At 71.1% G+C, this 12168-nt stretch carries 17 protein-coding genes; 10 read left to right on the forward strand and 7 right to left on the reverse strand.

All coding sequences use genetic code 11. The features are described from left to right. The 3 genes from LFM09_RS36040 to LFM09_RS36050 form a co-directional block, all read left to right on the forward strand. Positions 1–1024: acetate/propionate family kinase (locus LFM09_RS36040; protein WP_414101075.1), on the forward strand; the 1024-nt coding region annotated here is incomplete at its 5' end. A 90-nt stretch (positions 1025–1114) separates the two neighbouring features. Further along, positions 1115–1453: a sporulation protein gene (locus LFM09_RS36045; RefSeq protein ID WP_414101076.1), complete on the forward strand. Its 339-nt coding sequence runs from the start codon at positions 1115–1117 to the stop codon at positions 1451–1453. Positions 1454–1459: 6 nt separating this feature from the next. Further along, a complete protein-coding gene (locus LFM09_RS36050; RefSeq protein WP_414101077.1) occupies positions 1460–1774 on the forward strand; it encodes a hypothetical protein in 315 nt (104 codons plus the stop codon). Between the two features lie 70 nt (positions 1775–1844). Here LFM09_RS36050 and LFM09_RS36055 read toward each other — a convergent pair whose 3' ends face one another. The 3 genes from LFM09_RS36055 to LFM09_RS36065 are packed head-to-tail and all read right to left on the reverse strand — an operon-like array spanning position 1845 to position 3186. Beyond that, positions 1845–2060 carry a PLD nuclease N-terminal domain-containing protein gene (locus tag LFM09_RS36055; protein WP_414101078.1) on the reverse strand — a complete coding sequence of 72 codons (216 nt, stop codon included), beginning with the start codon at positions 2058–2060 and terminating at the stop codon, positions 1845–1847. Further along, the gene (locus LFM09_RS36060; RefSeq protein WP_414101079.1) at positions 2057–2500 is read right to left on the reverse strand and encodes a universal stress protein; all 444 of its coding nucleotides are present in this window, start codon (positions 2498–2500) and stop codon (positions 2057–2059) included. Before LFM09_RS36060 ends, LFM09_RS36055 begins: the two co-directional genes overlap by 4 nt. Next, entirely contained in the window at positions 2500–3186 is a 687-nt protein-coding gene (locus LFM09_RS36065) for a CBS domain-containing protein (protein ID WP_414101080.1), read from the reverse strand. The genes LFM09_RS36060 and LFM09_RS36065 overlap by 1 nt, the downstream gene beginning before the upstream one ends. A gap of 163 nt (positions 3187–3349) precedes the next feature. Between LFM09_RS36065 and LFM09_RS36070 the strand changes: the two genes are divergently transcribed. From LFM09_RS36070 to LFM09_RS36085, 4 genes are read left to right on the forward strand one after another with little or no spacing between them, the layout of a single operon-like run. Further along, positions 3350–3814 (forward strand): universal stress protein, encoded by a 465-nt coding sequence (locus tag LFM09_RS36070; protein ID WP_414101081.1) that lies wholly within the window; start codon positions 3350–3352, stop codon positions 3812–3814. Beyond that, the gene (locus LFM09_RS36075) at positions 3771–4694 is read left to right on the forward strand and encodes an ATP-binding cassette domain-containing protein (RefSeq protein ID WP_414101082.1); all 924 of its coding nucleotides are present in this window, start codon (positions 3771–3773) and stop codon (positions 4692–4694) included. Before LFM09_RS36070 ends, LFM09_RS36075 begins: the two co-directional genes overlap by 44 nt. 2 nt (positions 4695–4696) lie before the next feature. Beyond that, positions 4697–5866: an ABC transporter permease gene (locus LFM09_RS36080; protein ID WP_414101083.1), complete on the forward strand. Its 1170-nt coding sequence runs from the start codon at positions 4697–4699 to the stop codon at positions 5864–5866. Continuing rightward, positions 5863–6960 (forward strand): ABC transporter permease, encoded by a 1098-nt coding sequence (locus LFM09_RS36085; RefSeq protein WP_414101084.1) that lies wholly within the window; start codon positions 5863–5865, stop codon positions 6958–6960. Before LFM09_RS36080 ends, LFM09_RS36085 begins: the two co-directional genes overlap by 4 nt. Here LFM09_RS36085 and LFM09_RS36090 read toward each other — a convergent pair. After that, positions 6866–8263 (reverse strand): wax ester/triacylglycerol synthase family O-acyltransferase, encoded by a 1398-nt coding sequence (locus LFM09_RS36090; RefSeq protein WP_414101085.1) that lies wholly within the window; start codon positions 8261–8263, stop codon positions 6866–6868. The genes LFM09_RS36085 and LFM09_RS36090 overlap by 95 nt on opposite strands. A gap of 94 nt (positions 8264–8357) precedes the next feature. Further along, positions 8358–9056, reverse strand: a complete 699-nt coding sequence (locus LFM09_RS36095) for a type II CAAX prenyl endopeptidase Rce1 family protein (RefSeq protein WP_414101086.1) — start codon at positions 9054–9056, stop codon at positions 8358–8360. A 12-nt stretch (positions 9057–9068) separates the two neighbouring features. Here LFM09_RS36095 and LFM09_RS36100 point away from each other — a divergent pair, with 12 nt between their 5' ends. From LFM09_RS36100 to LFM09_RS36110, 3 genes are all read left to right on the forward strand, one after another. Further along, positions 9069–10223, forward strand: a complete 1155-nt coding sequence (locus LFM09_RS36100) for an acyltransferase family protein (protein WP_414101087.1) — start codon at positions 9069–9071, stop codon at positions 10221–10223. After that, positions 10201–10428 carry a hypothetical protein gene (locus tag LFM09_RS36105; RefSeq protein ID WP_414101088.1) on the forward strand — a complete coding sequence of 76 codons (228 nt, stop codon included), beginning with the start codon at positions 10201–10203 and terminating at the stop codon, positions 10426–10428. Before LFM09_RS36100 ends, LFM09_RS36105 begins: the two co-directional genes overlap by 23 nt. A 188-nt stretch (positions 10429–10616) precedes the next feature. Next, the gene (locus tag LFM09_RS36110; RefSeq protein WP_414101089.1) at positions 10617–10781 is read left to right on the forward strand and encodes a 2-oxo acid dehydrogenase subunit E2; all 165 of its coding nucleotides are present in this window, start codon (positions 10617–10619) and stop codon (positions 10779–10781) included. 3 nt (positions 10782–10784) lie between these two features. On the opposite strand, the gene LFM09_RS36115 is transcribed toward LFM09_RS36110, so the two are convergent. Both LFM09_RS36115 and LFM09_RS36120 read right to left on the reverse strand, forming a co-directional pair. Further along, on the reverse strand, positions 10785–11912 hold the full coding sequence (locus LFM09_RS36115) for a Gmad2 immunoglobulin-like domain-containing protein (protein ID WP_414101090.1): 1128 nt from the start codon (positions 11910–11912) through the stop codon (positions 10785–10787). Between the two features lie 10 nt (positions 11913–11922). After that, positions 11923–12168: a hypothetical protein gene (locus LFM09_RS36120; RefSeq protein WP_414101091.1), complete on the reverse strand. Its 246-nt coding sequence runs from the start codon at positions 12166–12168 to the stop codon at positions 11923–11925.

Consider the following 12168-nt stretch of genomic DNA (forward strand, 5'->3'; position numbering starts at 1 on the left):
CGGCACCGTTCTCGCCGAGCACCACGTCGAGCGCTGGCAGGGGGACACCGGTCCGCTTCGGGACTTCCTCGCCGACGCGCCGCCCGTGGACGCGGTCGGGCACCGGGTCGTGCACGGCGGATCGGCCTTCACCAGCGCGACCGTGATCGACGACTCGGTGCGCGACGAGATTGAAGCCCTCACCGCGCTGGCGCCGCTGCACCAGCCTCGCGCACTGGCCGGCATCGACGCCGCGCGCGAGCTGCTGCCCACGGTCCCGCACGTCGCCTGCTTCGACACGGCGTTCCACACCACGATGTCAGCTGCCGCAACGACATATGCGGTACCCGCTGCCTGGCAACGGAAGTGGGAGCTGCGCAGGTACGGGTTCCACGGGCTGTCGCACTCCTACGCCTCCCGGCGCGCGGCGGAGCTGGCCGGCACACCGGACGCTCGAGTGGTCAGCTGTCACCTCGGTGCCGGGGCGTCGCTCACGGCCGTCGCAAGTGGATGTTCGGCGGACACGACGATGGGCTTCACTCCCCTGGCGGGCCTGGTGATGGCGACCCGCAGCGGGGACGTCGATCCCGGTCTGCTGGTGTGGCTGCAGCGGGCTGGACTGTCCCTCGACGAACTGGAGGACGGGCTGGAGCATCACGCGGGGCTCGCGGGTCTGTCCGGGGTCGGCGGCGACCTGCGCGACGTGCGCCGAGCCGCCGCGGCCGGCGACCGGCGGGCAGTGCTCGCGGTCGAGGTGTACGTGCACCGGTTGCGTCAGGGGATCGCCGCGATGGCCGCCTCGCTCGGCGGGATCGACCTGCTCGTCTTCACCGGTGGCGTGGGTGAGCACGACGCCGTGCTGCGGGCCGACGCCGCTGCCGGGCTGGAGTTCCTCGGCATCGGAGTGGACGCGGGCCGCAACACCGGGCCTGGGCGGATCAGCCGGGACGGTTCGGCTGTCGGGGTGTGGGTCGTCACGGCCAGGGAAGACCTCGAAATCGCCGGACAGACCCGTGTCGCGATGGGCCACGGCCGAGTGGCTTGAGGCTCACCAGCGCGGGGACCTGCGGCCCTGTCTCGCTCACGGTGCCACCGCCGAGGCTGGAAGCGTCAGCCCGACGTCGAAGGAGCGACGATGAAGATCGACGAGATCATCGGCAGGACCAAGGACTCGCTGGAGGCGCGCACCGTCTACGCCGAGCCCGTCGAACGGGACGGGATCACCGTCATCGCCGCCGCCACCATCGCAGGCGGCGCGGGTGGCGGCACCGGGCGGGACGAGAAGGGCAAGGAGGGTGAGAGCGGGGGCTTCGGCCTCACCGCGAAGCCCGCGGGCGCCTACGTCATCGACCACGGCGAGCTGCACTGGAGGCCCGCGGTCAACGTGAACCGGCTGATCGCCGTCGCAGGCTCGGTGGCCGTCGCCGCGCTGCTGGTCGTGGTGCGCGTGCTCCGGCCGCGGCAGAAGGACTGAGTCGCGATGGCCCGCCGGACGTGGGTGGTGCTCGCGGCCGTGGCGCTCGTGGCCACGGCCTGCGCGGCCGGACCGAACGCGGTGTCCTCTGTGGACGGTGTGACGGTCGCGGGGTTCTGGCGCGGGGTGTGGCACGGGCTGATCTACCCGGTCACGTTCATGATCTCGTTGTTCACCGACAACGTGAACATCTACGAGGTGCGCAACAACGGCAACTGGTACGACTTCGGATTCGTAGCGGGCATCGGCCTGCTGCACACCGTGCTCGGCCACGGCCGGCGTGTGTCGCCCAAGCGCCGCAAGGCCGCCAAGGCATCCTGAGCGGTCATCGCAAAGGCGGTGCGGAGGAGAACCTCCGCACCGCCTTTCGCACGACCACCGAGCCGCGGGATCAGGTCCTCCTGCCCCAGCGGAAGTAGGCGATCGGGCCGACGAAGTTGACCAGGATCACCAGCGCCCACCACAGTTTCCGGCCACGGACGAACTCCGCGGGCCGCAGTGCCAGATCGGTCCACGCCGCCCCGGCGAGGGCGACCTCGGCCACCATGGTGGCCACCGCCGTCCTGCGCTGCCACGGAGTCAGTTCGCTCCAGTGCTTTCTGGTCATCCGATCTTCTCCTCCTTCACGACCACGACTGGGCAGGCCGCGTGGTGCAGGCAATGTGCGCTGACAGAACCGAGAAGTGCCTCGGCGACCACGCCGTGCCCGTGGTTGCCGACGACGAGCAGGTCCGCCTCCGCGGACGCGTCCACGAGCACGCCGCGCGGATCGCCCTCGGCGAGCACGGGACGGATGCGCACACCGACGTTGCCGATGTCGTACATCGCCTCGTCCAGGACCTTCTGCCCAAGGGACTTCATGTGCCCGTCCGACAGTTGCACGGCCATCTCGGCGGACATGGGGCCCGAGACGAGGCCCTTGTCGCGGTGCCACGCCGATATCGCTGCCACGTCGCAGTCACGTAGCACGGCCTCGTCCACGGCCCAGCGCAGGGCCGCCATCGAGACCGGCGAGCCGTCGACTCCGACGACGATCGAGCCGCCCATCAGCCGAAGATCTCGGTCTGGCGCTTCGGCTTCGTGTCGTCCCACTCCGCCCGGAGGTGGTTCTCGACGTCCACGACACCGGGGGTCGTCCGCACGAGGTGTTCGGCGATCTCGATCTGGCTGCGCTGCTCGAGCCGGCCGCTCAGCGTGACCACACCCGCGGAGACCTCGACGCCGATGCCCAGCGGGTCGACCCACAGAGCCCGGCCGAACACCTCGTCCTTGATCTCGCGGCGCAGGTCGGCGTCCTCCCGCACGTACAGCGACAGCAGGTCACGGCGGGACAGCACGCCCACCAGCACACCGTTGTCGTCGACCACGAACAGCCTGCGCACGCCCGCGACCGCGAGCTCGCGGGCCGCCCTGCTCGCCGGGGTGTCCAGGGTCACGGTCCGCACCGGCGAGGTCATGACATCTCGCGCGGTCAGCCCGGCGGACTGCGCCCAGCGGTGCTTCTCCGCGTGTCCGGCGAACAGTCCAGGACGCTCCTCGGCGCCCGCGCGGAACTCCTCCTTCGGCAGCAGGTCGGCCTCGGAGACCACGCCGACAGGCCGGTCGTCCTCGACCACCGGCACCGCGCTGATCCTGTTGTCCTCCAGCAGTCGCACGAGGTCCTGGAACGGGGTGTCGGGGCTCGCACCGATGACCTCGGCGGTCATCAGTGAGGCCACGGTGGGTTCGCGCATGACAATCCTCCGCGAGTCGTCGGGTACCTGCCTGACCAGCGTTCATCCGGACCGTGGGCCCGCGACACGTGCAAAAGCCGGTGCCCTCACGGGACGAAGGGCTCTGCGCGACGAGGTCGGGCACTGGGCAAGCTGATCAGCGAACCCACCCGAGGAGCAGCTCATGAACGACAAGTCCCGCATCGTCGTCGGCGTCGACGGCTCCCCCGCCGCGCGGGCCGCGCTCGCCTGGGCCGTCGCGGAAGCGAGGCGCACCAACGCGTCCGTGCTGGCGCTGTCGGTCTGCCAACTGAACCCCTCGCTCGACGAGGGCGTCGATCCGTTCAGCGCGACGCACCGCCGCGACCTGGAGGCGGCGCTGGAGTCACTCGGCACGTCCGCCTCGGACGTCCGCATCGACACCGAGGTGCCGCAGGGTGTGCCCGGCCCCGTGCTCGTGGAGCGCTCCGCCGACGCTGCGTGCCTGGTCGTCGGCGGGCACGGCTACCACAAGGTGGGCGTGCTGGTGATGAGCTCCGTCACGAGCTACTGCATGAGGCACTCCCGTTGCCCCGTCGTCGTGGTCCCGTTGGAAGGAGCGCACCATGACGGTCCTCTCATGCTCCGGCCTGAGCCGCAGGTTCGGTGACGTCCAGGCGGTCGACGACGTCTCGTTCGCGATCGCCGAAGGAGAGACCTACGGTCTGCTCGGACCCAACGGCGCGGGCAAGACCACCACGATCTCGATGATCACCGGTGTGCTCGAACCCGACGCCGGAGAGGTGGTCGTCGCCGGCCAACCCATGTCCACCAGCGCCATCGCCGCCAAACGGCTGGTCGGCTACGTGCCACAGGAGCTCGCGCTCTACCCCGACCTCACCGGCCGGGAGAACCTGCGGTTCTTCGCGAGCCTCTACGGCGCCGCCCGTTCCCGTGTGGACCACGTGCTCGACGTCGTCGGTCTGACCGATCGGGCGGGCGACCTGGCCCGCGAGTACTCCGGCGGGATGAAACGGCGGCTCAACGTGGCGATCGGGCTGCTGCACGAACCACGTCTGCTGGTGCTCGACGAACCCACCGCGGGAGTGGATCCGCAGAGCCGCAACCAGATCATGGACAACGTCCGTGCGCTCGCCGCCGAGGGCATGGCGATCCTCTACACCACGCACTACATGGAGGAGGCCGAACGGCTCTGCGACCGGGTCGGCGTGATCGACTCCGGCCGGCTCGTCGCCGAGGGCACCCGCCGGGAGCTGGTGGAACAGCTCGGCGAACGGGACCGGATCTCGTTGCTGCTGGACGGGGATCTCGCCCACGCCGCGACGATGCTCGGCGACATCCGCGACGTGAAGAGCGTGGCGGTGCACGGGAACGGGCTCGAACTCGTCGTCGACGACGCGCGGGAATGCCTGCCCCTCGTGCTCTCCGCGGTCACCTCCAACGGCGTCGTGGTGCGCTCCGTCGAGGTGGACGAGCCGAACCTGGAGACCGTCTTCCTGCACCTCACCGGCAAAGCACTGCGGGAGTGACCATGCGGCACGCACTGCTGATCGCCCTGCGCGACCTGCGCGAACGAGCCCGCGACCGCACCGCCTACGTGCTCGCGCTCGTGCTGCCGCTCGGTCTCGCGGGCGTGTTCACGTTGATACTGGGCAACATCGGCGGCGACGGCGAGGTGTTCCGCTACGCGGTCGCCGACGCCGACCGCGGTGTCATCGCCACGACGTTCACCGACGAGGTGCTGCGCGGTGCGGCGGCGGGCGGCGCGATCGAGATCCGCACCGCGTCATCCGCGGCGGAAGCCAGGGCGATGGTGGACAAAGGTGAGGCGACGGCGGCGTTCCTCCTGCCGGAGGGCCTCACCGAGGACGTCGTCGCGGGTCGTGCGGCACGGATCGAGGTCATCGGCGACGTCGACGCGCCGACCGGCACCCAGGTCGCGCGCTCGCTCGCCGAGACCTACACCGGCCGCCTGGCCGCAGTGCGGGTCGCGGTGGCGGCAACCGTCCACTCCGGAGTGACGACCGAGCCGGCCGAGCTCGCCGCCGAGGCCGCGGCCGGGCTGCCCGCGACCGTCGTCGCCGAGGACACCACCAGCCGCCGGCAGCTCGACCCGAAGACCCAGTACGCGGCGGGCATGGCGGTGTTCTTCCTGTTCTTCGCCGTCCAGTCCGGTGTCACCGGTCTGCTCGACGAGCGCCGCATCGGCACGTTGGCGCGGTTGCTCGCCGCGCCCGTGCGCCGGTCGTCGATCCTCGCGGGCAAGCTGCTCACGAGCGTCGTCATCGGTGTGCTGAGCATGACGGTGCTGATCGTGGCGTCCTCGTTGCTGATGGGCGCACGTTGGGGGCATCCTGCCGGCGTCGGGCTGCTGGTGCTCGCCGGGGTGCTGGCCGCCACCGGGGCGATGGCGGTCGTGGCCGCCCTCGCGAAGACCGCGGACCAGGCAGGTGGCTGGCAGGCCGTCGTCGCGATCGTGCTCGGTGCGCTCGGCGGCGCGTTCTTCCCGGTGGCACAGGCGGGTCGCGCTCTGGAGGTGCTCAGTCTCGTGACGCCGCACCGCTGGTTCCTGCGCGGGCTCGCCGACCTGGCCGGTGGCGGGGTCGCCGCCGTGCTGCCCTCGGTCGCCGCCATGACCACGTTCGCCGCGGTCACCTGTGCCGTCGCCCTGGTGTTGTTCCGGAAGGTGGTGCGACCGTGAAGGTCCTCTCGATCGCGTGGGTGAACCTGCGGCGCGTGACGCGCGACCGCACCGGGCTGTTCTTCCTGGTGGCGCTGCCGTTGATGCTGGTCTTCATCATCGGCGCGTCGTTCGGCGGAGCGACCACGCCGCTGCTCGGGGTGGTGGGCGACGCCGGGGCGCTGCGCGCCGAGCCCGCGTTGCGGGTCAAGGACTTCCCGGACGAGGCCGCGTTGCGCGCCGCCGTGGAGCACGGCGAGGTCAGCGCAGGTCTGGTGCGGGCGAACGAGGACACGCCCCGGATGCTGGTGCGGCCCGACCGGACGGGCCAGCAGTTGCGGATGCTCGTCACGACGACGCTGACGCGGGAGGCGAACCGTTCCGCCGCAGGTGATTTCGTCGCGTCCCACACCGGGCTCGACCAGGCCACCGCACTGTCCGTTGTGGATTCGATCCGGGTGGAGCCGGTCGAGGTCCGCACCGGCACCACGGGCGAGGCGCTGTTCCCCCAGGGATTCTCCGGCTTCGACCTCGGCGCCGCCAACCAGCTGGTGCTGTTCACGTTCCTCAACGCGCTCACCACCTCGGCCGCGCTGGTCGAGTCCCGCGCTCTCGGTGTCACGCGGCGGATGCTCGCCACCCCGACGCCGGCCCGTGTCGTGGTGGCCGGTGAGGCGCTCGGCCGCGTCGCGATCGCGTTGCTGCAGGGGCTGATCGTGCTCGTCGGCTCGGCGCTGCTGTTCGGCGTGCGCTGGGGCGACCCGCTCGGCGCTGCCGCACTGCTGGGCGCGTTCGCCCTGGTCTCCGGAGGTGCCGGGCTGCTGGTCGGCTCGTTGTGCCGCACTCAGCAGCAGAGCACGGGTGCGGGCATCCTGCTGGGGTTGAGCCTCGCGGCGTTCGGCGGGTGCATGGTGCCGATCGAGTTCTTCAGCCCCGCGCTGCACACCGTCGCCTTCACCACGCCGCACGGCTGGGCGGCCGACGGATTCGCTGCGCTCACCCGCCGCGGCGGCGATCTCCTCACCGTGGCGCCGCACCTGGGCGTGCTGCTCGGGTTCGCGGTCGTGCTGTTCGTGCTCGGCGCCTGGCGGTTGCGGCGGGCGGTGACGGCGTGACACGGACCGCCGCGCTCACCAGTTCGGCGATGGCGTCGCGCAACGCTCCTGCCAGCACGTCCACGTCCGGGTTGCTGTCGTAGTCGGCGGTGATGCCGATGGTGAGCCGGTCGGCGTACGAGAGCACCGCGATGCCCGTCCTGATGCGCACGGCGATCGGCACGTAGGGAAGGATCTCGACGATCCGGCGGCCCAGCACCTTCAGCGGTTTCCCAGGTCCTGGCACGTTCGTGGTCACCGTGACGATGCTGCGCTGCGGCAGCATCGCGCCGAACCGGATGCTCCACGACAGCGGCGCGAACGGCTCGTGCCGCGCGAGTTCGGTCACCGCGTGCCCCGCTTCGGCCTCGTTGCCCTTCTTCAGCGCGGCGAACCGTTGGTGCACAACCGAAAGCGCGTCGACGACATGCTCGGTGTCGACCGGCAGGAACGCCAGCCGGAGGCTGACCTGGTTGTCCATCCGGCGGTCGCCGCGCACCGACACCGGCACCATCGTCCGCACGCTCTCCGGGTCTGGCTCTTCTCCCCGTGCGAGCAGGACGGCGCGATACGCCGAGCTGACCGCCGCGAGCACGACATCGTTGACGGTCACGCCGAAGGTGTGCGCGGCCTCCTTCACCTCGGCCAGCGAGGCGCGGACGATCCGGTAGTGCCGTGCGGAGCCGAGAGGCCCGAACAGCGACGAGGCGTGCACCGGCAGCAGTGAGCCCACGAGCGACACGAGGCCGCTCACCGCGGACACGACCAGCCGCGCGGAGCGCACCGGGGAACTCACCACCGCGCCCAGCAACGACAGCAGGCCCGCCTCCTGCTCCGGAGCGGGCTCCGGTGCGGGTGCGTCGCCGTACATCACGTCGTAGAGCATCGTGCCGCCCACGCCGTCGACCAGGCAGTGGTGCACCTTGGCGACGATCGCCCAGCGGCCGCCCTCGAGTCCTTCGACCACCCAGTACTCCCACAACGGGCGGTCGCGGTCCAGTCGCTGCCCCATGACGCGGGCGATCAGCGCGGACAGCTCCGCGTCACCACCCGGCGTGGGCAACGCGGTGCGGCGCACGTGGTAGGCGAGGTTGAACGCCGGATCGTCCTGCCAGCCCGGCGTGCCCAGGTCGAGCGGGACGCGGACGAGCTTCTGGCGGGCGCGCGGCAGCACGGGCAGCTTCGCCCGCATCAGCGCGAGGAACTCGTCGTGGGACGGCACCGGTCCTTCGACCACCGCCACCGAGGCGATCGCGAGGGAGGCGTGCGGATCCGCGTCCTCGATGTCGAGGAACGCCGCGTCGAGCGGGCTCAGGAGGTCCATGAACCCAGTGCAGCAACTCCGGTCCCGCTCCGACACGGCCCGGCGTCCCGCTCGGGGCGAGCACTTGGGCCCTGCCCGAACGGCCGCGTGCGGATCACGCTGACGACAGGACGTACCAGGCGACCAGCACACCGCCGGAGTTCGTCGCGAGGTGCACCAGCGCGGGTGCGAGCACGCCTTTGCCGGTGTGCCGCCACCACAGCAGCAGCACACCCGCGACCGCCGCGGCGAGCATCGCCACCACGGACACCAGCGCCAGCGACGCACCGCCGAAGACGGCGCCGACCGCGGCGTTGCTCGTCAACGCCAGTGAGGGAAGCACGTGCCACAGCCCGAACAGCGCCGACGCCCCGAGCACCGGCCCCCAGCGCCAGCGGTCGCCACCGCCGAGCAGGGCGGGCAGCACGCCGCGGAAGGCGACCTCCTCCAGCAGCACCGTGCCGAACGGGATGCGGATCAGCATCACCCACAGCAGCGGCCCCACCGCCAGGTCGTGCACCCGGCCGTCGTGGAAGAACGTCCGCAGCGCCGGCACCGCGAGCGCGATCCCGAACCCGAGTGCGATCACGCCGAGGCCCATCAGCCCGAAGAGACCCGCACGACGCAGATGCGCACGGTCGAGTCCGATGGCGGCGGAGCGCAGCCCGGACCAGTACGCGAGGCCGATCAACCCGGCGGTGGTGACGACACCGGTGATCGGGTAGGCCCAGCCGGGCAGGACGCGGTTGACGAGGGTGGTGGCCAGGACGAGAAGGACGACTGCGGCGAACAACGCCGCGATACGACGGCTCATGGTTCTTCCAGTATGCGCCCGCGAGAGGAGTACCTGGACTGGCTGCGTGGCGCGAGCTTGATCGTCGTTGTGTTGTGGCACTGGGCTTTCACGATTCTGCGCTGGACACCGGACGGCCCGGTGCCGACGAGCCCGCTCGGCTTCCTGTCCGGGCTGTGGATCCTGACCTGGCTGCTGCAGGTGCTGCCGGTGTTCTTCTACGTCGGCGGGTGCGTGCACAGCCACTCGTGGGACCGCGACCGCGAGAACGGTGCCTGGGCGTACATCTGGCGGCACGTCCGGCACCTGTTGGTGCCATCCCTCGCGCTGCTGGGCACCTGGGTGGTGCTGGGCTCGCTCGCCGGCGCCGTGTTCGGCTTGCCGTGGATGCGCGGCGTTGTGCTGCTGGTCATCAGCCCGCTGTGGTTCGTCGGCGTCTACGCCGTGCTCATCACGCTCGTCCCGCTCAGCTCGTGGCTGCACCGGCGGTTCGACGTGCTGGTGCCGGTGTGGCTCGGCGGCGTCGCGATGCTCGTGGACGTGCTGAGGTTCCGCTACGACCTGCCCTGGATCGGCTGGGTCAACATGCTCGTGGTGTGGTGGCTGGCGCATCAGGCCGGCTTCTTCCACGAGCGGCTGACCAGGCGAACGGGGTGGGCGCTGCTGTCCGGCGGCCTCTTCGGCCTGGCGGGGCTGGTGTTCTCCGGGCTGTACCCCGGCTCCATGGTCGGTGTGCCGGGCGACCGGCTGTCCAACGTCGGCCCGCCGACGTTCGTGCTGGTGGCCCTGCTCGCCTTCCAGATCGGCTTCGCCGAGGTCACCCGTCCACACGTGGAACGGCTCCTGCGCAACGACCTCGCGCGGCGGATCGTGACCGCGGTCAACGCGTTCGCGCTGCCGCTGTTCCTGTTCCACAGCACCGGCATGGCGCTCGCCAGGACGTTCGGCTACGTCGTGCTGGCCCGGCAGATCTCCGACGACCGCGCCCCCGACCTCATGTGGTGGTTGCAGCGCCCGCTGGCCGTGCTGGCGTCGCTGGTGTTCACCGTGCCCCTGATCGCACTGGTGGGATCGAGAAGGAGACGACCACGACCTCGCGGAAGCTCCCGGTGTGGCGCAAGCTCGCGTGGCGCCCGCCGTCGGATCCCCAGTTCCCGAGCTGCGGGTGCGCGTCGCGTTCGAGCGTGAGCACGACCGCGAGACCATCGACGTCTTCTTCACGACCTCGGTGCACGGCTACAAGGAGCTCAGCGGTGTGACGATCACCGACGTCGCGCACAGGTCCACTGTGGACATCGCCGAGGAGCTGAAGCTCAGGAGCGCCGCGATCGCGGACGGCACCGACGCGGAGTTCGGCGAGGTCAAGGCGGTGCTCGGGTGGTTGCCGATCTGACTGTTGCGGCCGGTGCTGCGCTGCGGTGCCTGGCTCACGGCGGGACTCGTACTGGACCTCAAGGCGATCGGCCTGCCGCGTAAGGCGTTCGGCGGTGCGATGATCACCTAGGTCGGCATGTGGGCGTGCCGCGCGTTCTCGCCTCTTGCCGCGTACTACCGGATTCCGGTGCTCGGCTGGTGGGGTCGGTGGAGCAGCGGGCCGTGGTCGTCGACGGCGAGGTCGTGGCACGGCCCGTGCTCGGGATCACGGCGACATTCGACCGTCGTTACGACGACGGGTCTCAGGCCGTGCGGTTCGCCGCCGCGGCGCGGGAGTACTGCGCCGATCCGGGTGCGTTCGAGCCGGCCTGACCATCACCCGTTCGCGGTCACCGTCGGCTGCGCGCCCCCGAACCCCACCCGCACCGCGGTGGTGAGCACGACGTCGCCGTTCGCAGCCGAGAACTCCTGGAACAGCACCCACCCTCCGCCACCGTTCGGCTGGGCGAAGGTGATCGCGCCGGTGAACGGGCGCAGCACGTCCCCTCCCCCGGTCACGGCACCGCGGCCGATCTCGGTGACGCCCTTGTCGGTCAGGACGCGCACGGTCACGTTGCCCTCGAACACGTGCGCGCGACCGGTGGCGGTGAACGGCGTGGTGAGCACGTCACCGCTGCGGGGCGCGTCGACCTGGATCACCCCGGCGCTGGTGCCGGTGACCGACCACGTGCCTCCGTCGCGGCGCAGCGTCACCACCGTCGGCTGACCCGTCGACGGCACGGTCACGTCGTCGGGGGCCGGCGGGTAGCAGGTGACCTCCGCCAGGTTGCCGGTGCGGCGCACCGTTCCGGCGAACACGCCCCGCATGCCGGCGACCGCGAGCAGGAACTGCTTCGCCTCCCCGATCGCGTCCTGGGCCTCGCCCTGGGACGGCGGCGTGAGCTGCAGCCAGTGGTAGAAGGCGGCCACATCGCCGTTGAACGAGTACACAGTGGACTTGACCGTCGGGAACTGCTGGAGCGTCGCGTCGAGCTCCGCGAGCAGTGCCGCACTGCCAAAGCTGGAGGTCGCGTTCGGGATGAGCTCGCGGAAGTCCAGGAAGTCCGCGTAGGCGACACCGCCTGCGACGCGGACGCTCTTGAGGTCACCCGCTGTCTCGCCCTCGAACATCGACCAGTACCCGGCCTTCCGCTCCGCCTCGGTGGGACCGCGCAGCAGCTCCGTCAGCGCCGCCGTCGCGACCGCCTCGGTCTTCGGCACCGAGCGCGGCACCGCGACCACCTCGCGGGGATCGTCCGGCCTGCCCTGGTGGAAGTACACGGCGAAGCTGGTCGTGTCCGCCGCGGTCGTGGAGGTCGGGGCCGGAGTCGTCGACGGTTCCGGCGACGGTGCCGCAGTGCGATCCGCGCGCACGGCGACCAGCACGGCCGCGACGATGGCCAGGAGCACCACCACGGCGCCGACCGCGAGACCCACTCGTCGTTCATCCTGCCACCACTTCATCTCGGTCTCCTCACGCGAACGAGCTCAGGACGCGAAGTCCGGAGGTGGTCAGCTCCGCGGGTGCCTGCGCGCCGAACGCGGCCTGGCGGGCCGGCCGGAACAGTCCCTCGGCGAACAGCTGGCCGGTGGCCACGAAGTCGCACCACAGTCCGTCGACGGCGAGGCTGGGAACGCGCCCGCACAGGAGTTCGCCACGGCCGTCAGCGATCGCCTGCAGCATCGCGCGGTGCCTCGCCGTGTAACCGTTGGTGCTCAT

Origin of the sequence: Lentzea alba (assembly GCF_047445655.1) — a bacterium.
Lineage (GTDB): Bacteria > Actinomycetota > Actinomycetes > Mycobacteriales > Pseudonocardiaceae > Lentzea > Lentzea alba_A.